This is a genomic window from Actinomadura sp. ATCC 39365 (genome assembly GCF_054392275.1).
Genome location: NZ_CP184335.1, coordinates 8,529,458 through 8,554,247, shown reverse-complemented (window position 1 = coordinate 8,554,247; position 24,790 = coordinate 8,529,458). Strand labels below are relative to the sequence as shown.

General features: G+C 69.3%; 27 protein-coding genes, 1 tRNA gene and 1 pseudogene. 14 read left to right on the top strand and 15 right to left on the bottom strand.

What is annotated here, in order from left to right; translation table 11 throughout:
• Positions 1-11: 11 nt before the first annotated feature.
• Positions 12-1,079 carry a PucR family transcriptional regulator gene (locus tag ACNF49_RS41325; RefSeq protein WP_357968417.1) on the top strand — a complete coding sequence of 356 codons (1,068 nt, stop codon included), beginning with the start codon at positions 12-14 and terminating at the stop codon, positions 1,077-1,079.
• On the opposite strand, the gene ACNF49_RS41320 is transcribed toward ACNF49_RS41325, so the two are convergent.
• The 4 genes from ACNF49_RS41320 to ACNF49_RS41305 all read right to left on the bottom strand — a co-directional run bounded on the left by ACNF49_RS41320 (position 1,064) and on the right by ACNF49_RS41305 (position 4,940).
• Positions 1,064-1,786, bottom strand: a complete 723-nt coding sequence (locus ACNF49_RS41320) for a glycoside hydrolase family 16 protein (RefSeq protein ID WP_482941163.1) — start codon at positions 1,784-1,786, stop codon at positions 1,064-1,066. The two genes, ACNF49_RS41325 and ACNF49_RS41320, sit on opposite strands and share 16 nt — an antisense overlap.
• Before the next feature lie 112 nt (positions 1,787-1,898).
• Positions 1,899-3,002: a glycosyltransferase gene (locus ACNF49_RS41315; RefSeq protein ID WP_357968422.1), complete on the bottom strand. Its 1,104-nt coding sequence runs from the start codon at positions 3,000-3,002 to the stop codon at positions 1,899-1,901.
• A gap of 106 nt (positions 3,003-3,108) precedes the next feature.
• On the bottom strand, positions 3,109-4,248 hold the full coding sequence (locus ACNF49_RS41310) for a PP2C family protein-serine/threonine phosphatase (RefSeq protein WP_482941162.1): 1,140 nt from the start codon (positions 4,246-4,248) through the stop codon (positions 3,109-3,111).
• Positions 4,194-4,940, bottom strand: coding sequence for a PAS domain-containing protein (locus ACNF49_RS41305; RefSeq protein WP_482941161.1), 747 nt, complete (start codon positions 4,938-4,940; stop codon positions 4,194-4,196). The genes ACNF49_RS41310 and ACNF49_RS41305 overlap by 55 nt, the downstream gene beginning before the upstream one ends.
• Positions 4,941-5,013: 73 nt before the next feature.
• Between ACNF49_RS41305 and ACNF49_RS41300 the strand changes: the two genes are divergently transcribed.
• Positions 5,014-5,721, top strand: coding sequence for an ANTAR domain-containing response regulator (locus ACNF49_RS41300; protein ID WP_357968427.1), 708 nt, complete (start codon positions 5,014-5,016; stop codon positions 5,719-5,721).
• Between the two features lie 4 nt (positions 5,722-5,725).
• Here the strand turns inward: ACNF49_RS41300 and ACNF49_RS41295 are convergent, their stop codons facing one another.
• Positions 5,726-6,082 (bottom strand): STAS domain-containing protein, encoded by a 357-nt coding sequence (locus ACNF49_RS41295; protein ID WP_357968529.1) that lies wholly within the window; start codon positions 6,080-6,082, stop codon positions 5,726-5,728.
• Positions 6,083-6,257: 175 nt separating this feature from the next.
• On the opposite strand from ACNF49_RS41295, the gene ACNF49_RS41290 reads away from it, so the two are divergent.
• Positions 6,258-7,031 (top strand): SigB/SigF/SigG family RNA polymerase sigma factor, encoded by a 774-nt coding sequence (locus ACNF49_RS41290; protein ID WP_352330971.1) that lies wholly within the window; start codon positions 6,258-6,260, stop codon positions 7,029-7,031.
• Between the two features lie 37 nt (positions 7,032-7,068).
• Positions 7,069-7,482 (top strand): ATP-binding protein, encoded by a 414-nt coding sequence (locus ACNF49_RS41285; protein ID WP_482941160.1) that lies wholly within the window; start codon positions 7,069-7,071, stop codon positions 7,480-7,482.
• 125 nt (positions 7,483-7,607) lie between these two features.
• Here ACNF49_RS41285 and ACNF49_RS41280 read toward each other — a convergent pair whose 3' ends face one another.
• From ACNF49_RS41280 to ACNF49_RS41265, 4 genes are all read right to left on the bottom strand, one after another.
• Entirely contained in the window at positions 7,608-7,802 is a 195-nt protein-coding gene (locus tag ACNF49_RS41280) for a hypothetical protein (protein WP_357968531.1), read from the bottom strand.
• 5 nt (positions 7,803-7,807) lie between these two features.
• Positions 7,808-8,908: a hypothetical protein gene (locus tag ACNF49_RS41275; protein ID WP_482941159.1), complete on the bottom strand. Its 1,101-nt coding sequence runs from the start codon at positions 8,906-8,908 to the stop codon at positions 7,808-7,810.
• 6 nt (positions 8,909-8,914) lie between these two features.
• Positions 8,915-9,460 (bottom strand): hypothetical protein, encoded by a 546-nt coding sequence (locus ACNF49_RS41270; RefSeq protein ID WP_357968433.1) that lies wholly within the window; start codon positions 9,458-9,460, stop codon positions 8,915-8,917.
• Positions 9,461-9,531: 71 nt separating this feature from the next.
• On the bottom strand, positions 9,532-9,930 hold the full coding sequence (locus ACNF49_RS41265) for a hypothetical protein (protein ID WP_482941158.1): 399 nt from the start codon (positions 9,928-9,930) through the stop codon (positions 9,532-9,534).
• A 119-nt stretch (positions 9,931-10,049) separates the two neighbouring features.
• Here ACNF49_RS41265 and ACNF49_RS41260 point away from each other — a divergent pair.
• Positions 10,050-10,123, top strand: a tRNA-Pro gene (locus ACNF49_RS41260).
• 246 nt (positions 10,124-10,369) lie between these two features.
• Here the strand turns inward: ACNF49_RS41260 and ACNF49_RS41255 are convergent.
• Positions 10,370-11,694 (bottom strand): annotated as a pseudogene (locus ACNF49_RS41255) (IS701 family transposase).
• Between the two features lie 273 nt (positions 11,695-11,967).
• Here ACNF49_RS41255 and ACNF49_RS41250 point away from each other — a divergent pair.
• Both ACNF49_RS41250 and ACNF49_RS41245 read left to right on the top strand, forming a co-directional pair.
• Complete coding sequence (locus ACNF49_RS41250; RefSeq protein WP_482941157.1) at positions 11,968-12,186, top strand: integrase core domain-containing protein; 219 nt, start codon at positions 11,968-11,970, stop codon at positions 12,184-12,186.
• A 236-nt stretch (positions 12,187-12,422) separates the two neighbouring features.
• A complete protein-coding gene (locus ACNF49_RS41245; protein WP_352330209.1) occupies positions 12,423-12,956 on the top strand; it encodes an adenylyl-sulfate kinase in 534 nt (177 codons plus the stop codon).
• A gap of 971 nt (positions 12,957-13,927) precedes the next feature.
• On the opposite strand, the gene ACNF49_RS41240 is transcribed toward ACNF49_RS41245, so the two are convergent.
• Together ACNF49_RS41240 and ACNF49_RS41235 are read right to left on the bottom strand one after the other, a co-directional pair.
• Positions 13,928-14,113: a hypothetical protein gene (locus ACNF49_RS41240; RefSeq protein ID WP_482941156.1), complete on the bottom strand. Its 186-nt coding sequence runs from the start codon at positions 14,111-14,113 to the stop codon at positions 13,928-13,930.
• A 636-nt stretch (positions 14,114-14,749) separates the two neighbouring features.
• Positions 14,750-15,931 carry a saccharopine dehydrogenase family protein gene (locus ACNF49_RS41235; RefSeq protein ID WP_482941155.1) on the bottom strand — a complete coding sequence of 394 codons (1,182 nt, stop codon included), beginning with the start codon at positions 15,929-15,931 and terminating at the stop codon, positions 14,750-14,752.
• 75 nt (positions 15,932-16,006) lie between these two features.
• Here ACNF49_RS41235 and ACNF49_RS41230 point away from each other — a divergent pair, with 75 nt between their 5' ends.
• From ACNF49_RS41230 to ACNF49_RS41220, 3 genes are all read left to right on the top strand, one after another.
• Entirely contained in the window at positions 16,007-16,477 is a 471-nt protein-coding gene (locus tag ACNF49_RS41230) for a hypothetical protein (protein ID WP_352330203.1), read from the top strand.
• 74 nt (positions 16,478-16,551) lie between these two features.
• Positions 16,552-16,692, top strand: a complete 141-nt coding sequence (locus tag ACNF49_RS41225; RefSeq protein WP_364389361.1) for a hypothetical protein — start codon at positions 16,552-16,554, stop codon at positions 16,690-16,692.
• Between the two features lie 190 nt (positions 16,693-16,882).
• Positions 16,883-17,167, top strand: a complete 285-nt coding sequence (locus ACNF49_RS41220) for a hypothetical protein (RefSeq protein ID WP_482941154.1) — start codon at positions 16,883-16,885, stop codon at positions 17,165-17,167.
• Positions 17,168-17,259: 92 nt separating this feature from the next.
• Here ACNF49_RS41220 and ACNF49_RS41215 read toward each other — a convergent pair whose 3' ends face one another.
• Together ACNF49_RS41215 and ACNF49_RS41210 are read right to left on the bottom strand one after the other, a co-directional pair.
• Positions 17,260-17,604 (bottom strand): pentapeptide repeat-containing protein, encoded by a 345-nt coding sequence (locus ACNF49_RS41215; protein WP_482941153.1) that lies wholly within the window; start codon positions 17,602-17,604, stop codon positions 17,260-17,262.
• A gap of 80 nt (positions 17,605-17,684) precedes the next feature.
• Positions 17,685-17,942, bottom strand: coding sequence for a hypothetical protein (locus tag ACNF49_RS41210; protein ID WP_482941152.1), 258 nt, complete (start codon positions 17,940-17,942; stop codon positions 17,685-17,687).
• A 527-nt stretch (positions 17,943-18,469) separates the two neighbouring features.
• Between ACNF49_RS41210 and ACNF49_RS41205 the strand changes: the two genes are divergently transcribed.
• The 4 genes from ACNF49_RS41205 (at position 18,470) to ACNF49_RS41190 (ending at position 23,431) form a co-directional block, all read left to right on the top strand.
• Positions 18,470-20,035, top strand: a complete 1,566-nt coding sequence (locus ACNF49_RS41205; protein WP_482941151.1) for a flavin-containing monooxygenase — start codon at positions 18,470-18,472, stop codon at positions 20,033-20,035.
• Complete coding sequence (locus ACNF49_RS41200) at positions 20,028-21,230, top strand: saccharopine dehydrogenase family protein (RefSeq protein ID WP_482941150.1); 1,203 nt, start codon at positions 20,028-20,030, stop codon at positions 21,228-21,230. The genes ACNF49_RS41205 and ACNF49_RS41200 overlap by 8 nt, the downstream gene beginning before the upstream one ends.
• Positions 21,230-22,357: a serine hydrolase domain-containing protein gene (locus tag ACNF49_RS41195; protein ID WP_352329454.1), complete on the top strand. Its 1,128-nt coding sequence runs from the start codon at positions 21,230-21,232 to the stop codon at positions 22,355-22,357. Before ACNF49_RS41200 ends, ACNF49_RS41195 begins: the two co-directional genes overlap by 1 nt.
• A 177-nt stretch (positions 22,358-22,534) precedes the next feature.
• Positions 22,535-23,431, top strand: a complete 897-nt coding sequence (locus ACNF49_RS41190; RefSeq protein ID WP_482941149.1) for a PaaX family transcriptional regulator C-terminal domain-containing protein — start codon at positions 22,535-22,537, stop codon at positions 23,429-23,431.
• A gap of 49 nt (positions 23,432-23,480) precedes the next feature.
• On the opposite strand, the gene ACNF49_RS41185 is transcribed toward ACNF49_RS41190, so the two are convergent.
• Positions 23,481-24,461 carry an alpha/beta hydrolase family protein gene (locus tag ACNF49_RS41185; protein WP_352321285.1) on the bottom strand — a complete coding sequence of 327 codons (981 nt, stop codon included), beginning with the start codon at positions 24,459-24,461 and terminating at the stop codon, positions 23,481-23,483.
• Positions 24,462-24,790 lie beyond the last annotated feature (329 nt).

Sequence of the window (24,790 nt, the reverse complement as noted above, 5' to 3'; positions counted from 1 at the left end):
CTGTCATACAAATGCACAACACGTCCGACCTTCAGGAAATCGTCGACGAGATCGCCGCCACGCTCGGGGCGTCCGCGACGCTGGAGGACCGCTCGTTCCGGCTGCTCGCCTACGGCGCCCAGCACGGCGACATCGACACGGTCCGCCAGGAGTCGATCCTGCGCCGGCGCGCCACCGGCGAGGTGCGCGACTACTTCGAACGCTACGGCATCGCCAGGGCCGGCGGCCCGGTCAGGATCCCGGCCGACGCCGAGCTCAAGGTGCTGGCCCGGGTCTGCTGGCCGCTGCGCCACGGCGAGGTCACCTACGGCTACCTGTGGCTGCTGGACTCCGGCAGCCTCGCCGACGAGGCGCTGCGCCGCGTCGCGCCGCTGGTCGCCAGGGCCGCCGCGGCGCTCGCCCAGGAGGCCAGGAGCCGCCAGGACCTCGGACGCGGCCTGCTCGCCCTGCTCTCCGCCGACCCCGAGGAACGCGCCGCGGCCTCCATCGAGATCCCCGGCCCGGTCACCGCCGTCGCCGTGCGCGAGTCCAGCGAACGCGTGGCCGCCCTCTGGACGCTCCCCCGCGGCGTGCTGGCCCGCACCGGCTCGCCCGTCGCCCTGCTGGCCCCCGCCCACCTGGCCGGAGAGGTCGCCCAGACCCTGCAGAGCGCGTACGGCACCGCCGCCGGCATCGGCGCCCCCAGGAACGACCCGGCCGAGGCGTGGCAGAGCTGGCGCGAGGCCCGCCAGGCGCTGCGCATCGCCGAGCACTTTCCCCGGCACGCCCCCATCGCCCGCTGGCAGGACCTGGGCGTGCACCGCCTGCTGGCCCGCCTCGGCCGCTCCGACCTGCGCGAGCTGGCCGCCGAGACCGCCGCCCTCGACGCCGAGCTGGCCCAGACGCTGGAGGTGTACCTCGATCTCGGCGGCCACGCCCAGAAGACGGCCGCCGAGCTGGGCGTCCACCGCCAGACCCTCTACTACCGCCTGGGCAAGGCCGAACGCCTCCTGCACCGGGACCTGTCCGACGGCGACGACCGGCTGACCGTGCACCTCGGGCTGAAGGCGGCCAGGCTGCTGCCTCAGGACGGCCGGTAGACCTTCACCCAGTCCACGTACATCGACACCGTCGCGGGGGTGGAGGAGTCACGGCAGCGCGGCTCGCACACCACGTCGTTCTGCAGCGCCAGGCCCATGCGGCCGTCGTCGGGCACGTACCGGCCGCGGTAGTCCCACACCTTCCTGCCGTCCAGCCAGAACGTCAGGCGGCCGGGCAGCCGGTCCACGGCGGCGGTGTGCCAGCGGGTGAAGTCGGCCCGCAGCTGCCGTTGCGCGCGCCCGCGCCCGCCGTGCACGAAGATGCCGCCGCCCTGCCGGCGCGGGTCCACGATCTCGGCGAAGTCGACCTCGGCGTAGCCGTCGCCGTCGCTCTGGGCGGTGGGCCACAGCAGCGCGACCGGCGTGTAGCCGTTGCCCGCCTCGGCCCTGAAGCGCACCTCCCACCTGCCGTACCGCTGGGCGAGCCGGGTGGCCACGCCGCCGGACAGGTCCTTGCCGCCGTACCGGCCGCCCTTGAGACGCAGCATCCCGTCCGCGACCGTGGCGGCCCGCCCCGTACGGGGGTTACGGGCCGCGTCCGGCGAGTGGTAGACCATCCACCTGCTCGTGTCGACCGAGGATCCGTCGAAGTTCTCGACGAGGACGGGGGCGCCCCACCTCGACGTCTCCGCCTGTGCGCTCTGGGGGAGGGCGAGGGCCGTGATCAGCGCCGCCACCGCCGCCCGCTTCGAACCGCGAGTAGACATGCGGACCATCGAAGCAAAGATCTCACTCCGGTAACAAGGGCCCCTCCCGGACAGGCTCCGGGAACGGCGGGAGGCGGACGGCTTCCGCCGCCCGCCTCCCGCGCGGTTTCCGTCAGACGCAGGCCGACTCGTAGACGCGGACCAGCTCCTGGCTCACGCGCTCCCAGGAGTAGCGCGAGCGCGCCCGGTCGGCGCCCGCGTACCCGAGCGCGGTGCGCAGCGTCGGGTCGCACAGGATCTCGCGGGCCAGCCGCGCGGTGCGCGCCGGCCGGTCCGGCGGGACCAGCAGGCCGGTCACGCCGTCGATCACGGAGTCGAGGTGGGCGCCCACGGCCGAGGCGATCACCGGCACGCCGCAGGCCATGGCCTCCAGCGCGACGACGCCCGTCGCGGCCTCGCGCGGCACCGACACCACGGCGTCCGCGCTGCGCATCAGCTTCGGCACCGAGGCCCGCTTGACCTGGCCCAGCAGCGTCACCCGGTCGGCGACGCCGAGCTGCTCGGCCAGGGCGCGCAGCCGGCGCGCGTCCCTGTCCTGGTCCAGGTCCTCGGGCTCGGGGCCGCCCGCGATGACCAGCTCGACGTCCGTCAGCCCCTGCAGCGCCCGCACCGCCGTGTACGCCCCGCGCTCGGGGGACAGCGGGCCGACGTGCACCAGCCGCTTGCGGGTGCCCTTGGTGGCGATCGCCCCGCGCCGCTGGAAACGCTCGGTGTCCACGCCGTGCGGCACGATCGCGATGTTCCCGCGCGGCACGCCCAGCCTGATCAACGCCGACTCCTCGTCGCCCGAGCCGGCGATGACCGCCTTGGCCCGGCGCCCGAGTGCCCGCTCCAGCTTCTGGTGCGCGGCGTCCACGGTGTGGAAGGTCTGCATGACCGGAACGTCCAACCCCTTGGCGCCCGCCACGGCGGCGAGGCCGCCGGTCCACGAGTGGGCGTGGATCACGTCCGGGCGCTCCTGGTTCCACCGCTTCATGAGGTGCTCGCCCACGTCGTTCAGGTACGGCACGACGTCCTCGGGTGTGAGGTCCTTGGCCGGGCCCACGTCGATCTGCTCCAGAGTGACTCCCGGGGCCACCCGCGTCTTGGGCTTGCCCTCGGCGTCGTCACGGCGGGAGTAGATGGTGACGTGGTGTTCGCGGCCCAGCTCGCGCGCTACGGAGAGGATACGGTGGCGCTGGTTTCCCTTGGCGGACGCGACGATCGCAATATTCATGGCACACCTCAGCGTGGAAAAGCCTTCAAGGTGTGCCTGCGTCTTAGGCACGTTGTTCTACGGAAAGACAATACCCATGTTTAGCCGGATCGCAAACCCCCGCAGATCAGACACCCTTGAGGGCCAGGACGACGATCTCGTCCCACACCTGGCCGCCCGAGAAGGCGTGCCGGTCGGCCTCCACCGCCTTGACCACGGTGGCCGGTGACTGGCCCGCGCACCGGCCCAGCACGTCGGCCAGCCGCTCCTCGCCGTACGGCTCGCCGGCGTCGTTCCTGGACGAGATCAGGCCCTCGGAGTACAGCACCAGCGTCTCCCCGACGGAGACGGTCAGCTCCTGCACGCCCGTCTCGGCCTCGGGGGAGATGCCCATCGGCACGCCGCCCCCCGCCGCGAAGCGCACGTTGCCGTCGGGCTGCAGCAGTGCCGCCGGATGGTGGCCGGCCGAGGAGAGCTGGATCGTCCGGCCCTTGACGAACCCCACCACGGCCATCACGAACATGCCCGTGCCCTGCGCCACCAGAGCCTCGTTGACCTTGCGCATCACCAGGTCGGGATGGGTCTCCCAGGTGCTGAGCACCCGCAGCCCGCCGCGCACCATGGCGCTGACCGAGGCCGCCTCCTCGCCCTTGCCCGCCGCGCCGCCCAGGGCGAACCCCCAGCCGCCCGCGACCGGGAACACGTCGTAGAACTCCGCACCGACCGACGCACCCGGATGGTAGACCGCCGACGCCTCGTAGCCGGGCACGTCGGGCAGGTTGCGCGGGGCCACGCTGGCCGACAACGCGTCGGCGGCCCGCGAACGGCTCTGGAAGCTCGACTGGGCACGTACGGCCAGGCCGAGCTGCATCCCCACGTCCTGCAGCACGCCGAGGTCGGCCAGCGAGAACGGCGGCCGGTCGTGCGTGCGCACCAGCGTCAGCACCCCGTCGGACTGCCCGATCGGCACCGACAGCAGCGAGCCGGCGCCCATCGCGGTCAGCAGCGGCCCCTCGGCGGTGAAGCCGAGCAGCGACTCGTCGTCGACCATCTCGTGCACCACGCCCGAGCCGCGCTCCAGCACCTGCATCACCACCTGGCCGCCGGCCGGGTCGGCCGACTCCACCTGCCGCACCAGGTCGCCCAGCGGATGGTTCTTCGGCGCCACCACCACAGAACGCCGCGGCAGCCCGTCGCGCACCAGGTCGGCGATCACCCAGTCGGCCCACTCGGCCGCCAGCAGTCGCGTGGTCCGCGGCAGCGCCACCGGACGCAGCAGCGCCTCCTCGTCCAGGAGCAGCCCGCCGACCCTGGCCAGCAGGTCCTGCCGTTTGGACGCCGCCAGCAGCAGCGCCCCGTCGGACTGCTCGGGCCGCCGCCCCCGGGCTCGGGCAGCTGCACCTCGGTGGGCAGCGCCACGGCCGCCACCATCTGCTGCGGCTCGCCCGGCATCGTCACCCGCGTCAGCGCGAGCTGCACGGTGTGGGTGCGCCCCTGGTGCGCCAGCCGCGTCTCGAACGCCGACGGCTGCCCGGTCTGCAGCACCGAGTTCAGGTGCGAGCGGAACGCCGCCCGCCTGGAGACGTCGACCAGCAGCGGGAACGACCGCCCGACCAGGTAGCCGTCGGGGCTGCCGAGCACCCGCGAGGTCTCCGGGTTGATCCGCCGGACCACCCCGCCGCCGTCGAGCACGATCACCGGCACCGGGAAGGCCCGGAACACCTGGCGCAGCAGCTTCAGCTCCCGCTGGGTGCCGTCCTTCTTGCTCGCGGCGCGCTTGGGCGCCTTGCGCAGCGCCTCACGCGCCTCGGCGAGCAACTCGGCGGCGGTGTCCAGTTCGGCCAGGGCGGCGTCGAGCGTGGGCGCGAGGTCGGTAGGGTAGGCGGTCCTCGCCTCACGCAAGGACGACACGCGTCCCGCCAGCGCGTCCAGAGCGTGTTCGAGGTCCGGCATGGTCATCCTTTGACGCTACGCCACCGGGGATAACGGTAGCCATAAGGGGTAGGGGCTTCTTGCTATGGAATCGACGGCGATGATCACTCCCGGGCTCGCCCGAGACCTGGCGGCACTGGGGCGGCTGGGCGAGGACACCTCCACCGAGAGTGTGCTGCGCGGCCTGACCACGGCGCTGGCGGCCGGTGTGCCCGGGTGCTCGGGCGGCTCGGCCGAACACTGGCGCGACCAGCGGGTGCTGGTCTCCGGCTCGCACAGCGAGCTGATCATGCTGGTCGAGGGCGAACGTGAGATCGGTGAGGGGCCGTCCCTGGAGGCCCGCCAGAGCGGCGCCCGCGCGAGCCTGAGCGACGTGCTGAGCGACAGCCGCTGGCCCCGCTACAACGCACTGGCCACCCGCTGGGGGGTGCGTTCGGTACTGATCGTGCCCATCGAGGTGGCGCCGGCGCAGGTCATCGTCGGACTCTACTCCGTACGCCCGGGTGCCTTCTCCCCGCAGGCCGCCCACTCGCTGGCCGACATGCTGACCGAGCAGGTCGGGGTGGCCATGGCAAATATGTGGGAGTTCGAGGAGGTGCGCACCGACGCCGCCCAGCTCCAGGAGGCCCTGGCCGGCCGGTCGGTCATCGACCAGGCCAAGGGCATCATCATGCAGACCAGCGGATGCACGGCCGAGGCCGCCTTCGAGGAGCTGCGCAGGATCTCGCAGCACCATCAGGTCAAGGTGGCCGATCTGGCCAGGCTCCTGGTGGAGGAGCATCAGCGCAAGTCGACGCGTCGCTCATAGAGTCTCAGCCGATGGCGGCCAGCGCGTCGTCGAGCGTGTCGTACAGCGGCAGGCGCTGGGCCAGCCCGGTGATCCACATCACCTTCGACTTGGAGTACTCCACGCCCACCAGGGCGAACCGCGCTCCTGACGACAGGCTGGTCTGCCAGTGATGGACGATCAGCCCGAGCGCGCGCGAATCCATGAACGTCACCCCGGCCAGATCGAGTATCAGGTGGGCTCCGGCCAGCGACAGGTAGTCGGCGAACTGCTCACGCGTCGTGGCGTCGAGCACGCCGTCGACCTTGACGACCGTGATCTCGTCGACGGTCGACGACGTCAGGCTCAGGGCGGCCACGGGCCCTTCGCCGTTTTCGGGCATTGTCACGAAGCAACCCTACTGTCACCACGCGACCGAGGAATACTTCCCGCGGCAGGGGGGAGACTGGGACCGAAGTCCAGCAGAGGGCTTCCGTCTCGAGAGTAGAGCGAGGCGTGCCTCTGCCTGGGCTTTTCTGCTGGCGGAGGCCGCCCTGCGACCCATATGAGGAGCAGCGATGGCTGTGCAGGAGTACGTCCTCGAGGAGATGACCGCGGAAGAACTCCTGGCTGAGATGGTCAGGGAAGACACACCCGACAGCCACAGGGAACGGCTGCGCGAGCGCATCGTGGAGATGCACCGGCCGCTGGCCATGGAAATCGCCAGGCGTTACCGTTACCGGGGCGAACCTTTGGAGGACCTCCTCCAGGCCGCGTACGTCGGCCTGATGAAGGCCGTCAACGGCTTCGACCCGACCCTCGGCCACGCCTTCAGGGGCTACGCGGTCGTCACGATGACCGGTGAGGTCAAGCGGCACTTCCGCGACCGCACCTGGGCCATCCGGGTGCCGCGTCTCTACCAGGAGCGACGGTCCGAGCTCAACCGGCTCGTCGCCGACCTCAGCCAGGACCTCGGCAGGTCCCCGACGGTGGCCGAGCTGGCCGCGAAGATGAACATCTCGGAGGAGGACGTCCTGCTCACTCTCGACGCCTCGGCCGCGTACAGCACGCTGTCGCTCGACGCGCCGCTCGGCACCGACGACGACGCGGCCTCGCTCGGCGACGTCATCCCCGAGGACGACGACACGCTGAGCACCATGGTCGACCGCGAGGCCGTCAAGCCGCTCATCGACGCGCTGCCCAGCCGCGAGAAGCACATCCTGCTGCTGCGCTTCTTCGGCAACATGACGCAGGCCGAGATCGCCGCCGAGTTCGGCATCTCGCAGATGCACGTCTCACGGATTCTCCGTAAGGTACTCGACCAGCTCCGCAGTGAGCTGCTGGTCGGTTAGCCGCTGGCCGGCTGGTGAGAGAAAGGCGAGTCGCCGGGTGAACGAGGACGTCGAGCCTCAGTCGGGCTACACGAGCCCGCCACCCGGCGTGCCCGTGAAGAAGCTGCGCTTCCGCCTGCCGGACCTGCCGGAGGTCCGGCAGTTCGCCGAGGACGAGGCCCGCGCCGTCGGGATGCCCGAGGAGGCGGTCGGCGACTTCGTCATCGCGGTCAACGAGGTGGCGACCAACGCGGTCACGCACGGGGCCGACCGGGCCGCCATGAGGACCTGGGTGATCAGCGGGGACCTGGTGGTCGAGGTGCACGACGAGGGCTTCTGGAAGCCGGGGCCGCTGCCGGGGGCGGTGGGGGGGATGGGATTGTGGGTGGCGCGGCTGCTGTCCTCTGATTTCACGTTGAGGGTGGGGAGCGGGGGCAGCACAGTGATCATGAGGTTCCCCGGCAAGGGGTGACCTGCGCTTTAATCGTTCGAGCTCGGTCGTGAGCTCTCTGGCGGCTTTTTCTGGATATTTAGCTCTATGTAGTTCTTTGGGGGTTTCGGGCGGGGGCCGGTCGGCCGCCCGCCCGAACGGGGCGCTCAGCGGCGGCTGCGGCCGCGCCAGTTGCCGGATCCGCCGCGGATGCTCGCCGTGCCGACGCCTGCCTGATGCAGGGCCAGCAAGGTCAGCCCCAGCAGGACGAACGTCATGCCGGAGATCCCGCCGATCTTCACGCCCACGAGGTCGAGCAGGAAGCCGAGCCCGAAGATGATCGCTGCGACGATTGCGAGCATGTCGATCACCTCCTCGTTTCAGGGGTCAGATTGTGCGTGGACAGCGCGAGCAACTGCTCCAGGACGTTGCGATAGTCGCGGAACGCCTGACGCAGGTCCTCGGTGTCGGGGGAGTCGACGTCCTTCCAGCGTTCGCGCAGAGCGCCGGTACGGCTGGTGAGGGAGTTGGTCAGCGACTCCACCACCTCGCCGACCAGGCCGTCGGCACGCTGCATCGCCTCGGCGGGGTCGTCCACGAAGGACGCCTGGACGTCGCGCCAGCGGGCCTGCACCTCGGCGGGGTCGTGGTCGAACAGGGTGACCTCCCGAGGGGCCGCGTGAGAGGGAACGTCATCGACCGGAGGCCCTTCGACCGGCCGCCCGCCCTCGCCCTCGCCCTCGGTGAGGTCGTTGCCGGTGTGACGGCTGTCGGTGAGACCGCCGTCGGTCGTCAGCCCGTCGCGGGCCGTTGCAGCGGGGGTCAGGTCGTCGCGCGCCAGGTCGTCGTTGTCCCGCTCACCGTGAACCACGACGTCGTCCTCGGCTCGCCCGTCGTGGGCCAGTTCGCCGTGGGGGCGGCCATCGTGCACCAGCTTGTCCTCGGACCGGTCACCGTGGACCAGCACGTCGTCGGACCGGTCGCCGTGCACCAGAACGTCGTCAGATCCGTCGTCGTGGCGTGCCCCGGTTCCGGACAGCACGTCCCGGGAGGTCTCGTGTCCGGGCGTCTCGCCGGCGGGGACGTCGGAGTGAGCGGGGTCGGGGTCGGGGTAGCGGTGGTCGGCACCGTGTCCCAGAGGGGTGTCGCGGTGCGGCTCGGTCGGCAGGTCGCCGGTGCTCGCGTAGGGGTCCTTGTAGGGCGGCTCGTCGTCATGGCCCCGGTCGGGGACCGTGGGGTCGTAGCCGTGGCTCGCCGGGGTGTGACCGGCATCGGCCGGGTAGCCGCCGCCGTCGCCGTCGTGCCGTCCGGTGGCGGTCCCGTCGTAACGGTCGCCGGTCCCGTCGGCGAGATCCCTGCGCTCGTCGTCCCTGCGCTCGTCGTCCCTGCGCTCGTCGTCCCTGCCGGCCTCGTCCGACCGCTGTGACGGGACCTTGAGCTCGTCCTCACTTCTTCTGCTGCTGCTCATCTATCTTCACCGCCCTCGCGTGGTCTCGTGCAGCAGTTCCTCGAACAACGCGCGGTAATGAACCATGGCCTGCCGGAGCTCCTCGGTCGAGGCTTCCTTCCTGGCCGCCCGCCCGCTGATCTCGTGGGCCGTCCTGTAGTGGTCGAGAGTGGCCGCGTGCCCGACCGACAGATCGGACACCCGCTGCTCGAAGTCGTCCGTGGGGTAGCCGCGGTCCGCCATCACCGAGGTGACGAGCTGGTCCGCCTCGGTCACCGCGAACCCGGGGGCGTCGACGAAACGCTCCTGGACCTCGGTCCACCGGTTGGCGTACGCGTCGCGCGTCTCCTCCGGCAGCGGCCGGATGTCGAGCTCGGAATGGCGCTGCTCGCGGGCGATGAGCTCCCGCTCGGCCTCACGCCGGTTGTCACTCTCGGCCACCGTACGCTCGTACTCAGGGCCGAAACGTTCGCGGAGACGGCTGCGGCGTTGCTGCTGTAGCACGACATAGCCCACTGCGGCGAGCGCCACCACCGCGACCACGACGACGGCCACCCAGATCAAGGTGGTCATTGATGTTCGCCTCCGGTCTCTGTAATGAGACCTGCGACTGCCCACGATCAAGGCCGTCGAAACTCGCGTACTCAGTGAGCTGCAAGCCCTTTCCTGGCGGCCTCCAGCATCGTCGCGATATGCGAGCCCGCAGGTGACGCCGGAACCTCACTGAACCCTTCGGCCGCGTCGTACCGGACGTCGAGCCCCGCGTCCACGAGCCGCTGCGCCCACCGCAGCGCCGTGTTCAGCCGCTCCGCCGCGGGGGGCTTCCCCTGCGCCGCCGCCGACAGGTTCCGCAGGTTCGTCGCCGGCCCGGACTGCGCGTGCACGCGCGCCAGCTTCCACGGTACGGCGGCACTGTGGTCGAGCATCGGCTTGGCCAGCCCGGCGGCCCGCTTGGCCTGGAGCACCCCCGACTCGGACACCCCGAAATGAGCGGCCAGCTCCTGCACACTCATCCCGTCGGCCACCAGCCGCGCCAGCTCCACCCGATCAACGCTCGGCCTCCGCCCCACCACGCCTCCGCTCCCGCTTTCCGTGTACGCGCCTACCTCCGATGTGCGCTAAGGTTATGACGTCCCGCCCCGCAGGGGGCGGCCGACACAACCGGGACGTAGCGCAGCTTGGTAGCGCACTTGACTGGGGGTCAAGGGGTCGCAGGTTCAAATCCTGTCGTCCCGACGGTTGCGAAAGGCCAGCCAATTTGGGTGAAAGCCCAGGTCGGCTGGCCTTTTCTGTTGATCACTCAACCTTGATCGATGATCTAGACCGCTCTCAGTTTGGGACCAGTTTGGGACCAGCCCCCTGAAAGGTGGGCGCTGAGGGCGTTACCCGCGGCGGCGATGGAAGCGCCGTCCGGGTGGAGATAGCGCTGCGTGGTCGTCAGGGACCCGCAGTACCGCCGTCGTGATGCGACCGCCCCTAGTACTACAGCGAGGCTTTGAGATGTTTCAGTCGATGTCTTCTGTAGTGACTGGCTCGGGCGCGGGTCTGATGGAGGCGCCGGTAGTGGGACCAGGCCAAGGCATGGGCGAGGGGTGGGACGAGAGTGCTGGTCAGGTGTGCCAGGAGACGGCGGATCTCGGCTGGTGTGAGGCGGACCAGCCCGCTTGGGCTTTTGGGAAGTGCGCGACGGTCACGGCCAGGTAGGCGTGGGCGAGCATCGCCAAAGTGATGTGGCGGTGCCAGGCGTCGTAACGGCGCACCTGGTAGTGGTCCAGGCCGGTCTCGTTCTTGGCGCTCTGGAAGCATTCCTCGATGGCCCATCTGCTGCCCGCGACGGTGATGAGGTCTTCCAGGGTGGTGCCGGCCGGAGCATGGCACAGGTAGTAGGCCAGTTCCCGTTCCCCCTTGGCGTTGGGGGTCAGGCTGCGCCGGGCCAGCAGCCAACGCTGATAGCCGGGCTCGACCTCGAAACGCACCGACGCCAGCGCCCAGTCATACAACCGCTCGCCTTTGGCACCGCGGCCGCAGGAGCGGCGCTTCCATGCCTCGGCCGGAGCTTGGGCGGTGGCGGTGTCGGCACGGATCTGCCCGCCCCAGCCCGTGCCGATCCACTGGCTCCTGGGTACGGCCACCACATAACTGAGACGGTGTTCTTCCAGGAAACGCCGGAACTTGAAATCCATGCCATAGGCCTCGTCCGCGGTCACCCACGACACCGGCACGCCGGCCTGCAGCGCGCGGGCCAGCATCGTCCGCGCCAGCATCGGCTTGGTGGCAAAGGGCGCGTCGGCCGGGATGCCGGCCCGGGCGCAGCGATCACGGTCATCGGTCCAGGACCGGGGCAGATACAACTCGGCGTCGATCAGTGCCCGCCCGAGCGGGGAGGCATAGGCCAGGAAGACGCCCACCTGGCAGTTGTCCACCCGGCCAGCGGTACCGGAGTACTGGCGCTGCACCCCGGCCGACTTGTCGCCCTTCTTCAGGAAGCCGGTCTCATCGACGATCAGCACGCCGTCGCGGTGGCCGAGGTGTTCCATCACGTACTCACGCAGATCGACGCGCACCTGGCGCGGGTCCCAGCGGGCGCTGTTGAGCAGGCGCTGCATACGATCCGGCGTCGCATCCCCCGCCGCCTCGGCCAGCTGCCAGCCGTTCTTGCGCTCGATCGGCGCCAGCAACCCCAGCAGATAAGCCCGCGCCTGTCGACGCGGCTCCACCCGCCCGAACCGGCCCGCTACCCGGCCGAACAACACATCCAGCCCCGTAACCCACTCCCGCAGATCAGCAGCGGTTAAGTCATCTGGCATGTTCACACGCTACAGATCTCAAAGCCTCGCTGTAGTACTAGGTCGCGTTGCTACGAGTCGGCAGCGTTAGCCAGCCCACGATGCGGCAAAAGATCAGATAGAAGAGACGGAGCGCCACGAGCTGGAGCATGCCCGCCCCAGCTACTGCTCCGACCTGGAAGCCAAGACAAACCCGCAGCTCACGGTCGTGAACGGAGTATTGACACCCTTCAGGTCCAGTCCGGCTCCTGGGCCTACACCCAGCGCGCCAAGGACGTCGGCCTGTTGCCCTCGATGGGCAGCGTCGGGGACTGCTTCGACAACGCCATAATGGAGTCGTGCTGGTCTCGCATGCAGGTCGAGCTCCTCGACCATCAGCACTGGAACACTCGGATCGAGCCGGCGAACGTGATCTTCGAGTACCTGGAGATTCGGCACAATCGGCAACGACGGCACAGCAGCCTGGGCGCGCGCTTGCCTCTTTGGACGGTCGCCCAGTGTCTCGGCAGGTGATCGTACGCCTGCTCTGATTTGGCTCATGAGCATCTCGCAGGCAACGATCAATGCGAGGCTCGGCGATCCGGCAATGATGCGAGCGGCGAGCGTGGGTTCGGCTACGGCGACATTGGCCGCCAGGCTGGTGATACTGCTGGCGAGAAGCATGCTCCATGGCAACGGTGGGGTCATGCTAGGCCGCGCCGTCGACCGGATGGGAGCCCGCACTCCGTGGTCTTGCCATGATGGTCTGCATGTCCACTGGTGAATCGTCCCGCGCGCTTTTGATCATCGGCACGGTGGGAGCTGGCAAGACCTCCGTTGCGGAGATGATTGGCGATCTGCTCTCCGACGCCGGGATTGCCCATGCTGTCATTGACTTGGATGCACTTCGCCGATCTTGGCCTCCGCCACCGGATGATCGGTTCAACTTCGAGATGACCCTCCGGAATCTGCGCAGCGTTGCTGGAAACTATCTGGACGCTGGGGCTGTCCGACTCGTCATGGCCGGCGTCGCTGAGACTCCAGAGCAGCGCAGGCGGTATGCAGAGGCGGTCGGCGTCGAGTTGACGGTATGTCGACTCCTTGTAGCGCTCCCTGTTGTCCGTCAGCGGCTGGCCAGGCGTCACCAAGGTGAGGAAGCCGCCCTTCAGTGGCATCTCAACAGGTCGGGCGAGCTTGACCAGATCATGGACAATGCTCAGCTCGAAGACGTTGTCGTCGAAGCCTCCGATGGTTCCGTTTCGGAGGTGGCCGAGGCCGTGATGAAAGCTATCGGCTGGGTCTGAAGCAGGCAGGTAAGCCACCAGCGGTACGAAAGCCCAGGGCAAGTCCGGACGGGGTAGGCAACAACGTCCGGGCCTCCCTTGAGCCGCAGGCAAGAGTACCGACGTGTGTCACGGAGGCTCGCATGGCTGGCCGAGCAACTCGGGCACCAGTTCGTCGAGCCATGTCAGGAGAGCCTCGATCTCGCTGAGGGCGTGGGCGAGCAGCCACACGTGGCGCCAAAAGGCGTGGCCGCGGTCCTGGTCAGAGTGGCACGGCCCAGTTGTCGCCATCGGTCGGCTCGTCCGGTGATGTGCACTGCCAGGCGCGGCGAGATTCCTCCTCGGCATCGTTGCCCAGCCGCGGCGGGAGAGGCGGCCCTCGATCAGGCCAGGGCAGTCTTAGCCCAGCTCCGGCGGGCCCCATTGGGACAACGGCTGATCACGGTCGCGATGAGATACCGCGCACGTCACCGCGCACGTCACCGCGATCGTCTGACGACTGGTGCCCGCCCTGCGACGACAGGTGAGGGCCGCTCATTCGACCCGTCCTTGGCAGATGGCGGTGCAGGTGCGCTGGTCGGTGAGGTACCGGGTGGGATCGTGGGCGCGCGCCGTCGTAGACCACCTGCCCGGCCACCCGGTCGCTGAAGTGCGGCCGCAGATCCTTCACCAACGCCACGACGTCGCCGCGGTCGACCACATTCGTCCAGACCAGTCTGTCGCCGCCCGGCCAGAGGCTCTGCGGATCGGGGACGACCCCAGCCGGTCGAAGATCATTAGCGCGCCGAGCGGCGACTCTCGCGTGACCAGGGCGCACCCATACCCGTCCTCATCCTTGTTCTCGTGTGTCAGCGCGCACAGCGCCTCTTTAGGCGACCACCGAGCCGAGCGAATGCGCCACCCCAGCCGCGTGTCCGGCCTTTTCAGCGCCGTCACCCGATCTCGCTCCGCCTGCCGTGACTGCGGATCGGGCAGATACCGGCGCACCTGCTTCAGTTGAACACCAGCTTCCGTAAGGCCAAGTCGGCGAAGAACCGCGGCGCCGACGATGCCCGCAGCGCCGCCTGCACCGACCGCGGCGCCGACGATGCCCGCAGCGCCGCCTGCACCGACCGCGGCGCGCGCACCAGGGTGTCCCCGTCGGGCGGCGACACCTCCGACTCGAACTCTGCCGCCATCAGGCCGGCAGCTCAGCCTCCAGCCCGTCCTCCACATCGACGGCGGTGTAGAGCAGATCGTCTACCGCAGCGTCTCACAGGGCGGCCGGTGTTCTGGTCGTCGACGTGACTGAAGCCGAGTTTGATGAGGGCGTTCACGTCGTCATGGTCAAGCCCGCGACCGGGGGATGTCGGGCTAGGAGGGGTACAGGACGACCTCTCGTGCTCGGCGATGCTGTGGGGGAATGCGAGGCGGCGCGGGGTGAGGCGGGCCCTGTGCCGGGCTCCTCGGATCTACCAGCTGAAGGGCGGCCGGGGCGTTGTCGTCCTCGGGGTGGTACTTTTCGCCGTAGACGTCCTCACAGCCGAGGCCGGGGGCGGCGACATGGCACGTTCGGCGCAGTCGTGACGCCGGTGCGCGGCCGCGGGCAAGGCGGATGGGCTGGGCGAGTCGGCGGTGCGGTACTTGTAGGGGCTGAGTTCGCTACAACCCGTGTCGGCAGGACGGAGAGCCATTCACTGCTCACGGCTCGCGAGATCTTCTGGGCCGCGTACCTCACGGAATCATTTCGCTGAGGATAGAGGCGCGTGGAGCGTCACGAACGCCGGGAGACGTCCGACCGCATCGAGGCGGGATCACCCAGGGAGGCGCGCCGGTCACGATGCTTCCTCCATCATGACCGCGATGGGCCTGGCCAGCTCGTCCAGATCGGCGAAGAAGCGGTCGGGATCGATGGCAGCTTCTGGTGGGTGGACTCCTGGCCGGACGACAGTGCCGTCGAGCAGCTGGGCGAGCCCCGCCGCTGCCGGGATCCCGGTGGCCTCGGACATGTTCTTCATCAGCCCGCCCGCGCTGACAAGGTGGGCCAGGACCGTCAGCGGACGACCGTCCCTGGTTCCTGTGGCGGCGGCGAAGAACGGCGGCAGGGAGCCGGGCGTGCTGAACTTGACGGCGCGCAAGGCGGCCCGTACGGCGCGGCGCATCGTCGGTTTCGCCAGGTCCGCGGCTGCCGTCTCGTTGGTGAGCTTGCCGCTGTCCATGTCGCTGCGGAGCACGTCCAGGTAGGCCACGGCACCAGGCGTGATGACCATGAGATTGGCCGCGTCTCCGGTGGGTCGATAGCTGCGTTGCAGAGTCACCGGCTCGGGATGGCCGACGGTGTACGCGGTGCCCTTGTGGCCACCGGGCAAGGTGAGCGCGACCGGCCGCAGCGGTGGCTGCTGCACGATCTCGCCGTGGCTCACCACAGCAACCGTTCCCCTGATCTGCTGCATCCAGTGCACGGCGGCCGCGATCGGACGACCGTCCGGACCGCATAGAACAGTATCGTCGGCGCCGGCACCCGGCACGTCGACGGGCCAGGCCGTGTAGAGGTCGGTCACGGCGTCGAGCCGGGCTACGGCCCTGGCCGCGAGCAGGTTGCTGATGCCGGGGCTCGCGCCCATCCCGATCACGGCGCGTACCCCTGCCGCCCGGGCGTCGGCGTCCAGATCGAGCATCTCCAACGTGGGTTCCCAGTCGTCACAGATGTCGATGTAATGCGTACGAGCGCGGATCGCCGCCCGCAACACACCCAGGCCGAACCGGTAGTACGGACCGACGGTGTTGATGACGATGTCGACATCGCTGAGCGCTGCGTCGAGCTCGGCCTCATCCGTGACGTCAACCTTGCAGGAACTCAGCCGTACCCCCGAACCGCCCAGTTCATGGGCGAGTCGCGCTGCTGCGTGCGAATCGCGATCGGCGACGACGATCTCCCGGATGCCGGGCAGCCCGGTCGCCACGCGCACCGCGACCCGGCCCATCGCACCGGGTCCGCCGAGGGCGAGAACCTTCATGCGCCACTCCCTGAATACGTGACTCAAACTATCGTTTAACCTACGATCGTAGATGTGATGAAAATATCACTCGCGATGCTCATCCGCGAGCGTCCGGCGAGCCGGATTCTCGTCGTCGAGGCGCTGAGCGCCCTGCCGATCGGCGCGCTGACCCTGCCCTTCTCGACGCCGGACCGCGACCTTGTGCCCGACTGGGTTCAGCTCCTCGGCCTGACGATGCTCGTCGTGCTGTACGGCACGGCGCTGTCCACCTGGCGCCTGGTCATGGTCGGCGGATTGCGTTCGTCGCCGATGACCTGCCAACGGATCCGTGACGACCGGCGGCTTCGACTCCTGGTGCTGTGCTACCCACCCGTCCTGGCAATCCTGTTGACCCTGCCTCCCACCTGGACGGCGTTCTGGTTCGGGCTGACGCTGACCACAGTGGTCGGCGGCGCGGTTTCGCTGGTTCGGGTCGCGATCATGCTCCATGGTTCCGGAGCCTTGACCCGCCCTCTCTCTCGGCCGTTCACGGCCCGCTCACCGGGCCGCCGGGAAGACGCGTGATCCAGGAGTCCAGCTCGGTCATCCGAAGTGACTTCTTGTAATGATTCATGGCCCACGAAGGGGCCGAAGCGTCCATGGACGTCTTCAAGGCCATCGCCGAACTCTGCGACGGCGTCGAGGCGACCATCGCCGCCGTCCGGGACCTGGCCACTGGCTTCGCTTCAGACGATGCGGCGCCGGCGGCATCCCTGGATGAGAACGGCGGGCTGCCATGAGCGGCAGGCAGATATCCCGGCGGACCCATGGCGCTGTGAGACTGGCTTCACACGGGCCGAGAAGGACGTCGCGGACGTGATGATCCGGCTTCGCTGCAACCACGGCCGCGAGCCCAGCTACGCCGATATCGCCGCTGGCGTCTAGATCCCGGACGGCCACCGGCTGCGGCAGGCCGTACGCGTCGTCTGGGTGATCGCGGCCAATCGGGGCGACCGCCTGGAACGGTTCCAGCTCTCGACCGACCTCGCCCGGTGTGACGCTGCCCGCCGCCGGGTCTGGCCCACCCGCTACATGCGGTCCGGGCACGGCGATCGAGTTCGCTTTCGCGAACTCGATCGCCAGCAAGGAGTTCGCCACGATGGCCCAGGCCGCCGACGAGTGCATCACGAAGTCGCCGGCCTCGACACAGTCGGCGAGCGGGCGGTCCGGCGCGAGAACACCAGCCTGCTGATCCAGATGATCGCTGGCCCGTAGGCCCGGCTCACCGATCCGGCAAGGGGTTGACCGAGACCACTTGCGCGTCGCGGCAGCGTTCTAAGGCGAACGAGGTCCTCACCGGGGGATGTCTACTCCTGGATGAGGATGCCCAACGCGCCAGCCAGGGCGCGAACCAGCCCCTGCGTGTCGCGGCTCTTGACGGTCGTGCCCTTGAGACTGGTGACACCACCGATCCCCAGCAGCACGCAGTCGGAGAGGTGCGCGCCGTCCATCTGCGCCTGGGAGAACTGAGCCCCACTTAGATCGCAGCGCTCGAAGCGAACTCCCCGCAGGTCGGCGTTCTGAAAATTAGCCTCCGGCATGATGCAGTCGCGGAAGACGGTGTTCTTGAACGTCGAGAATCGAAAGCCGATGAGATCGGCACGGCACGCGTCGAAGAGCACGTCACGGAACGAGCATTCGGTCCAGGTCATGCCGGTCAGCCGACTCGCCGACATGCGGACCCGATGCATGCCCGACGCCCTGGCCGTCATGTTGGACAAGTCGCAGCGCTCTAGCTCCACATCGACGAACCCGGCCCGGTACAGTCGCTGCCCGCGAAGCTGGTGACGACGAATCGGCAGCCCTCATAGTCAGCCGCATCCACCTCGCGAGAAGTCAGGTCGCTGCCGTTGAATTCCAGGCCGCGGTAGGTGCCGTCGTCCTCCACGTCATGCTCGGGCAGCTGCGCCACGACCAGCGGCGAGGGCAATTTAGGTGCAGCCGGTGCTTTGAGCCGCTTCTGCTGTTGATGACGAGATCGGGAAGACATCGGGCAGCAGCCTAGCCCACGCCCGATCATCCTGCAGATGACCCCTGGCGCCCTACCGTTCAGGCCCCAGCGACGACCGAGACGAGATTCTCGCGGTCTTGACACTGCTGTGATCTGCACGAACACCAAGCCGTCAGTGTGAACACCAAAGACCTGGCAACGTCACGTTGCCCGGTTCTTCTCACTCCCGACGATCCGCAGGCGCGGCAGCTACGGCCGGCCTACTTGCCTTACATGGCTTAACGACCTTCAAGCAGCTGACCAGCCAGTTCGCTTGGCTACTCCAGATATCCATCGAACCGGCCGGGCGTATGGCCTGGACGGTGAGGCGGTGGCGGACCACTCCGGCGCCAGCGCGAGCGTCTGTTGTCACGTGCCTGTCTCGGAGGCTCTTCCGGCTGGGCACACGGCGTCAGTCACCATCGAGCGGCATGTGCGGAGGGAAGCGGTCATGTGGCCATACCGCATAGGCGCCCGGGCGAGGCCACGCTGCTCATAGCCGCCGAGTGCAGCGACCTGGTGCGGCCATGACGGGCGAACGAGCGAAGCTGCCGACGCACACCCGCGGTGCCGCGAACCTCGTCCGCCGAAACCTTCATATCCACTCAAACATGACTTCTGTTACTATCGTTCCTATGACGAACGTTCCTATGTCGAAAGCATTGCGATACGTGGACGTGTTGGTCATCGGGGCGGGGCTATCGGGCGTCGGCGCCGCCTGTCGGCTGCGGAAGACGGGCCGTACCTACGCGGTGCTGGAGGCAAGGGCCCGTCTTGGTGGCACGTGGGACCTGTTTCGCTACCCGGGCGTCCGGTCGGACTCAGACATGTTCACCTTGAGCTACCCTTTCCAGCCGTGGCGGGGGAGCAAGTCGCTGGCTGATGGCGACAGCATCCGCCGCTACATCGAGGAGACGGCTCGCGAGCACGGGATCGACCGGCACATCCACTGCGGCGTCAAGATGGTGGCCGCCGCATGGTCCTCCAAACAGTCCCTGTGGGTCGTCGAAACCGAGGAGGACGGGCAGGCGCGGATGTGGACGTGCGCGTTCCTCTACATCTGCGCCGGCTACTACGACTACGAGCACGGCCACCAGCCGGACTTCGCGGGCCTCGACGCCTTCACCGGCCAATTCGTGCACCCGCAGTTCTGGCCGGACGACCTCGACGTGACCGGCAGGCGAGTGGTCGTGATCGGCAGCGGGGCCACCGCCGTCACGCTCATTCCCGCGCTGGCCAGGACTGCGAAAAAGGTCACGATGTTGCAGCGGTCGCCCACCTACCTGGCCTCCCTGCCCGAGGTCGACCGGGTGGCCGACGCGCTGCGCCGATGCCTGCCCCCGCGGCTCGCGCACGCGGTCATCCGAGGCAAGAACGTGCTGAACAGCCAGCTGACCTACTGGCTGAGCCGACGTTTCCCGGAACAGACCAAGCGGCACCTGCGCGCGGCCATCCTGCGACATCTGCCGGATCCCGGCTATCTGGAGCGGCATTTCACCCCCCGCTACCAGCCGTGGGACCAGAGGCTGTGTGTCGTACCCGACGGCGACTTCTTCCGCGAGGTGACCGCCGGCCGAGCGGCCGTGGTCACCGACAGGATCGCCCGGTTCGCGGAGCACGGGATTGTGCTGGAGTCGGGAGCGATACTCGAGGCCGACGTGGTCGTCTGCGCAACTGGCCTGTCGCTGATCCCCCTCGGAGGGATCCACCTCTCGGTGGACGGGCGCACCGTCGATGTGGCCCAGACCACCGCCTACCGCGGGCTGATGCTCAGCGGCGTGCCCAACCTCGCCTTCTGCGTCGGTTACACCAACGCCTCCTGGACGCTCCGCGCCGACCTGTCCTCGCGCTACGTCGTCCGCCTGCTCGGACACATGAGACGGCGCGGCCTCACCCTCGCGATGCCCGCCAGGCCCTCGGGCGAGGCCAGGCGGCCGCTGCTCGGCCTGACCTCCACCTACATCCAGCGCGCCGCGCACCTGTTCCCCCAGCAGGGCGAGCGCGACCCCTGGACAGTCGGTCAGAACTACCTGCTCGACCGGGCCCGGTTCCCCTTCCTCGACCTCCGCAAGGGAATGGTTTTCGATGACTGACCTGACCGGCCGCCGCGTGGTCGCCCTCGGCGGGGCTGGAGCGATGGGCCGGCCCGCGGTCGAGGCGCTGGCCACCCGCCGGGACATCGCGGAACTGGTGATCGCCGACCGCGACCTCGCCGCCGCCGAGCGGCTCGCCGCCCGGCTGGCCGGCACAGGCACCGCCTCCCTCGTCCCTGTCGCCGTCGACGCGACCGACCAGGCGGGGCTGCGCAGCCTCTTCCGCGATGCCGATCTCGTCGTCAACACCACTGGCCCCTTCTTCCGGCTCGGGGTGCCCGTCCTGCAAGCCGCGATCGACACGCGTACCCACTACGCCGACATCTGCGACGACTGGGAGCCGACGCTGGAGATGCTCGCGCTCGACGCCGAGGCGCGCGGCGCGGGAGTGACCGCCGTGATCGGTGCGGGGGCCAGTCCGGGCACCAGCAACATGCTGGCCGCGCTCGCCGTCCGCGAGTTGGAGAGCGTCGACGATCTGTTCACCGCGTGGCCCGTGGACGTGCCTTTCGTCGGCGACGACCCAGTCGAGAACGCCACCGCCGCCGTCTCCGCCGCCACGGTCCACTGGATGCAGCAGCTGTCGGGAACGATCCGGACCTGGAGCGCCGGCGCGCCCGCCGTACGACCTCCGCTCGAAGCGGTCACCCTGGACTATCCGGGACTGGGCAAGGGCACCGCATACACCGTCGGCCATCCCGAGCCTGTCACGCTGTCGGCCACCCTCTCCGTCGCCGGCGACTCGGCCTGCGTCATGGTGGTCCAGCCGGCGACCGCCGCGTACCTCATGGCACTGCGCGACGACATCGATCGCGGGAAGCTGACGCTGGAGCAGGCCGCCGCCGCCATCGAGGACCCGGCCGCGGGCGCCCTCGCCCGCTCCGTTCTTCGCCGGCTCTCCCTGCGTGGCCCCGGCGCCCTGCCCGCCTTCTTCGCGCTGGCTACAGGCAGCCGGCACGGTCGGCCGTACACCGTGGGCGCACGACTCGTCGCCTCCCCTCGGGGGATGGCCAGGGCGACCGGGATACCGCTGGCGCTCACGGCGGGGCAGATCCTCGACGGGGCGGTCCGCGACTGCGGCGTGCATCCGCCCGATGCGGTGCTCGACCCCGACCGGTACATCACCGAGCTGGCCGTCCACTGCGATCCGCCGCGGAGCGGAAGCGGCGACGTGGTCGCGGTGGATCGCGCCTGATGACCGCTCCGACGCTCCGCGGCGACGTCGCCTCCGGCTGGGAACCCGTCCGCGACGCCTTCGCCGCGCTCATGAACAGCCCGGCGGAGCGCGGCGCCGGATTGCACGTCATCCACCGCGGCTCCACCGTCGTCGATCTCTATGGCGGCGACCACGGTCCGGACACCACCCAGGTGATCTTCTCCGCCTCCAAGGGCGTGGCCGCCGCGTGCCTGGCGCTGCTGACCGACCGTGGCGAACTTGACCTCGACGCCGCCGTGACCAGGTACTGGCCCGAGTTCGGTCGCCACGGGAAGTCGGCGATCACCGTCGCGCAACTGCTGAGCCACCAGGCCGGGCTCATCTCTCCCGCGCGTCCTGTCACGCTCGCCGACGTGCTCGATGGACGCCCGCTCGCCGCCGCCCTGGCGGACGAGCGGCCCCGCTGGCCCGTCGGCAGGCCCGCCTATCACGCGGTCACCTGGGGAACCCTCGCCGACGAACTGGTGCGCCGCGTCACCGGTGGGCGGCTCGGCGAGGTGCTCGCCGAGTTGGTCTGCCGTCCCCACGACCTGGCGATCGGCATCGGCGCCCCCGCCGGGGCCGTGCCCCTGCCGGTGCACGCCGCCGCCCGGATCCCCTTCACGGTACGCCTGGTCACGGCGATCTTCGCCCGGCGAGGGACGCCGCTGTGGCAGGCGATGACCGTGCATGGCGCCATCGAGGAGCCTCCCGACGTGTGGGTGCGCCGCTCGGAGACCCTCAACGCCCAACTCCCCGCGGCCAACGCCGTCGCGACCGCCGCCTCGTTGGCCCGGCTCTATGCCATGCTGCTGCCGGGGACCAGGACTCCGCTGGTCAGCGATCGCACTCTCCGTGCTGTGACTCGTCCCCGGGTGGCCGGACGGGACCGGGTGCTCGGTGTTCCGTCGGCCTTCGGGTGCGGGTTCGCGTTGCCGAGCCGTGCCTGGTGGCTGGGGTCCGCCTCTGCCTTCGGCCATCCGGGGATCGGTGGCGCGCTGGGCCTGGCCGATCCCCGCCGGGGGCTCGCTCTCGCCTTTCTTCCGCTCGCCATGCCCGCCGACGCCCTGAAGGACGTTCGCCATCGCGCTCTGCTGAACGCGGTGGCGAAGGTCATCGGACCATGACGGTCGTCGCACACGTAGGGGAGCGCACCAACTATCGTGCATATTCGATAGTTGAATGACGGATAGACGAGGAGCCTCTCGTGAGGAACCCCGGCGCCCTGCTGTCCGCATGTACCCGACAGTGGGCGGCGTCGCCATCCCGGCGTGCCGCCCGGCCGTACTCGAAAGGCCCGCAGCATGACCGCCGAACCCCAGATCCCGGGAGCCGACGTCCAGGTCCCCACCCGGATGCTCGTCGAAGCGCTCGTCCGCGCCGACCTCACGGTCGACACGGGCGAACTCTACGCCACCGGCAACCTGCTGGGCATGACCGACCAACAGGTGCGCCTGTGCATCAAACGGCTGGTCGCCGAAGGGCGCTTCACCCACGAAGGCCGAGGACGCAAGGCGACGCTGCGGGCCACCGGCGCCACAGAGCGGATGCTGGGCCTCGACGTCGAATTCGTCGCCCACGCTTTCCGCCAGGACGCCGGGCTCGCCCCCTGGGACGGCACCTGGCACCTGGTCGCCTTCGCCGTTCCCGAGACCGCCCGTGCCGCCCGCGACGCCCTGCGTGCCGCGCTCACCCGCCTGGGCGGAGCTCCCATCCAGGGGGGCCTGTACATCAGCGCCAACCCGTGGGAACCCTACGTCCAGGACCACGCCCGCGACCTCGGCGTTCTCGGCCATCTCACGGTCGCGACCAGCCGGGACCTGCGCCAGGGCGAGGAGGACGACCCGGCCGCACTCGCTCGCGCCCTGTGGCCCCTGGCCGAGATCGCCGAGCGTTACCACCGGCTCACCGCCATCGCGGAGCCGCGCCTCGATCGCCTCCGCGACCACGCCGGTCTGTCGGAGGCGGAACGGCTGACCATCGCGGTGGAGCTGGCCGCCGAGTTCACCCGCGCCATAGAGCCCGACCCCCTCCTGCCTCCCCAGTTGCTCCCTCAGCCCTGGCCGGGCGGTCAGGCCCGGGCGCTCCTGGCCCAGTGCTGGGCGCTTCTGGCCGAGGCCGCCGCCCCGGACAGCCGCGAGAGCACCCGCGTGTTCCGCCTCTACGACGACATGACCCGCACGGCAGGGGCCCGCCGGTAGGCGGCGGCCGCCTACCGGCGCGAGCGCTCTGGTCCGTGGTCCTTCGTGGTCAGCGCCCGTGCTTTTTCGCGTACTCGGTGAGCATGTCGAGGTAGCCGGGCACGTAGAGCGAGCGAGGCGCGGCGACGGCTGTGATCACGGCCCAAAGGCTGTCGGGGTTGTCCAGTTCGTTCTTGACCGCGTTGTGGGAGCCGTTCGGGAGGTTCGCGACCGTGAGCAGGTCCCGGGGGACGCCTGCTCGATAGGCGGCTTCGGTCTCCTTGACGTCGACGTTGCGGTCGAGCTCCCCGAGTACGAGAAGCGTCGGCGTACGTACCTTCGGCAGTTGGTCGGTCACATCGGCGCGGAAGTTCTTGAGCACGAACCCCCAACGGTCCTTGCTCATCGGCGGGTTGTCCAGACCGGAGGCGACGTATTGGTCATATCCGACACCTTTCTCCAGGAGGCGGATCTGAGCGGCACGCCGACGGAGTTCGCTGTCGAGCTTGGCTTCCGGTGCGCCCTGCTCACGAAGTTCTGTCCGCAGGTTGTACTCGCCCTGCCGCAACCAGTTCACCGCCGCCCCGACCAGGATCATGAAGCGCAGGTCGGTACGCTCTCCCGCCACCTTGGGCAGCACCCAGCCACCCTGACTGATCCCCCACAGGCCCAGCCGGTTCGGGTCGATCTCCGGTTGCTTCTTGGCCCAGTCCAGCGCTGCTTCCACCTCCGCGCTGCGATCGCTCATGCTCTGGTGGAGCCAGTTCCCCGGCGCGCCGTCGATGCCGGGCTTGTTCCAGGACAGCGAGGCGTAGCCGGCACGTGCGAACGCCTCCCAGATGGGCCGGTAGAACCCGTCCCGGGAGGCGTCCGCCTCACCATCCCCGTGAGCGAAGACGACCAGTCCCCGCCGCCCTTCCCCCTCCGTCGGCAGGGCGAGCACCGCCTTCAGTGGGTGCTTCGGTCCGGGAATGGTGACCTGCACCTCGCGCACGGCGAAGTCGTTCTGCACGACGACCCACACCCCGAGCCCGGCCACCAGGGCGAACACGCAGGCGAGGGAGATCCAGAGTCGCTTGACCCAACGTCTTGCTTTCATGAAACTATCGTAACAGCTACGATAGTGTGCAGAATTAACGAAGTGCTGCGCGTCTCCACTGACATGGAGATGTCGCCGCGCACCTCCAGGCGCATGTTGAAGTAGGGGTGGCCGTTGAACTTGAAATCAGATACTCCTCGTCGGGCGAGGAGGACACCTCCGTCATGCGGTGGACGTCGTAGCGGACGCTGAACTCGGCAGGCTGCTGGATCTGCGTCGCGCCTACGCCGACCTCGCGCCATCTTCGCGCCTGGCGTGGTCAGCGTGACTGGGTGCCGGAG

Coding starts and splice junctions, on each gene's coding strand:
- ACNF49_RS41245 (WP_352330209.1), top strand. CDS start 12,423: ATGTCCACTGGTGAATCGTCCCGCGCGCTTTTGATCATCGGCACGGTG.
- ACNF49_RS41270 (WP_357968433.1), bottom strand. CDS start 9,460: ATGACCACCTTGATCTGGGTGGCCGTCGTCGTGGTCGCGGTGGTGGCG.
- ACNF49_RS41325 (WP_357968417.1), top strand. CDS start 12: ATGCACAACACGTCCGACCTTCAGGAAATCGTCGACGAGATCGCCGCC.
- ACNF49_RS41305 (WP_482941161.1), bottom strand. CDS start 4,940: ATGACCATGCCGGACCTCGAACACGCTCTGGACGCGCTGGCGGGACGC.
- ACNF49_RS41235 (WP_482941155.1), bottom strand. CDS start 15,931: ATGAAGGTTCTCGCCCTCGGCGGACCCGGTGCGATGGGCCGGGTCGCG.
- ACNF49_RS41230 (WP_352330203.1), top strand. CDS start 16,007: ATGCTCATCCGCGAGCGTCCGGCGAGCCGGATTCTCGTCGTCGAGGCG.
- ACNF49_RS41275 (WP_482941159.1), bottom strand. CDS start 8,908: ATGAGCAGCAGCAGAAGAAGTGAGGACGAGCTCAAGGTCCCGTCACAG.
- ACNF49_RS41250 (WP_482941157.1), top strand. CDS start 11,968: ATGGGCAGCGTCGGGGACTGCTTCGACAACGCCATAATGGAGTCGTGC.
- ACNF49_RS41240 (WP_482941156.1), bottom strand. CDS start 14,113: ATGGCGGCAGAGTTCGAGTCGGAGGTGTCGCCGCCCGACGGGGACACC.
- ACNF49_RS41315 (WP_357968422.1), bottom strand. CDS start 3,002: ATGAATATTGCGATCGTCGCGTCCGCCAAGGGAAACCAGCGCCACCGT.
- ACNF49_RS41200 (WP_482941150.1), top strand. CDS start 20,028: ATGACTGACCTGACCGGCCGCCGCGTGGTCGCCCTCGGCGGGGCTGGA.
- ACNF49_RS41300 (WP_357968427.1), top strand. CDS start 5,014: ATGATCACTCCCGGGCTCGCCCGAGACCTGGCGGCACTGGGGCGGCTG.
- ACNF49_RS41225 (WP_364389361.1), top strand. CDS start 16,552: ATGGACGTCTTCAAGGCCATCGCCGAACTCTGCGACGGCGTCGAGGCG.
- ACNF49_RS41210 (WP_482941152.1), bottom strand. CDS start 17,942: ATGTCTTCCCGATCTCGTCATCAACAGCAGAAGCGGCTCAAAGCACCG.
- ACNF49_RS41215 (WP_482941153.1), bottom strand. CDS start 17,604: ATGACCTGGACCGAATGCTCGTTCCGTGACGTGCTCTTCGACGCGTGC.
- ACNF49_RS41190 (WP_482941149.1), top strand. CDS start 22,535: ATGACCGCCGAACCCCAGATCCCGGGAGCCGACGTCCAGGTCCCCACC.
- ACNF49_RS41280 (WP_357968531.1), bottom strand. CDS start 7,802: ATGCTCGCAATCGTCGCAGCGATCATCTTCGGGCTCGGCTTCCTGCTC.
- ACNF49_RS41195 (WP_352329454.1), top strand. CDS start 21,230: ATGACCGCTCCGACGCTCCGCGGCGACGTCGCCTCCGGCTGGGAACCC.
- ACNF49_RS41290 (WP_352330971.1), top strand. CDS start 6,258: ATGGCTGTGCAGGAGTACGTCCTCGAGGAGATGACCGCGGAAGAACTC.
- ACNF49_RS41320 (WP_482941163.1), bottom strand. CDS start 1,786: ATGTCTACTCGCGGTTCGAAGCGGGCGGCGGTGGCGGCGCTGATCACG.
- ACNF49_RS41205 (WP_482941151.1), top strand. CDS start 18,470: ATGACGGGCGAACGAGCGAAGCTGCCGACGCACACCCGCGGTGCCGCG.
- ACNF49_RS41295 (WP_357968529.1), bottom strand. CDS start 6,082: ATGCCCGAAAACGGCGAAGGGCCCGTGGCCGCCCTGAGCCTGACGTCG.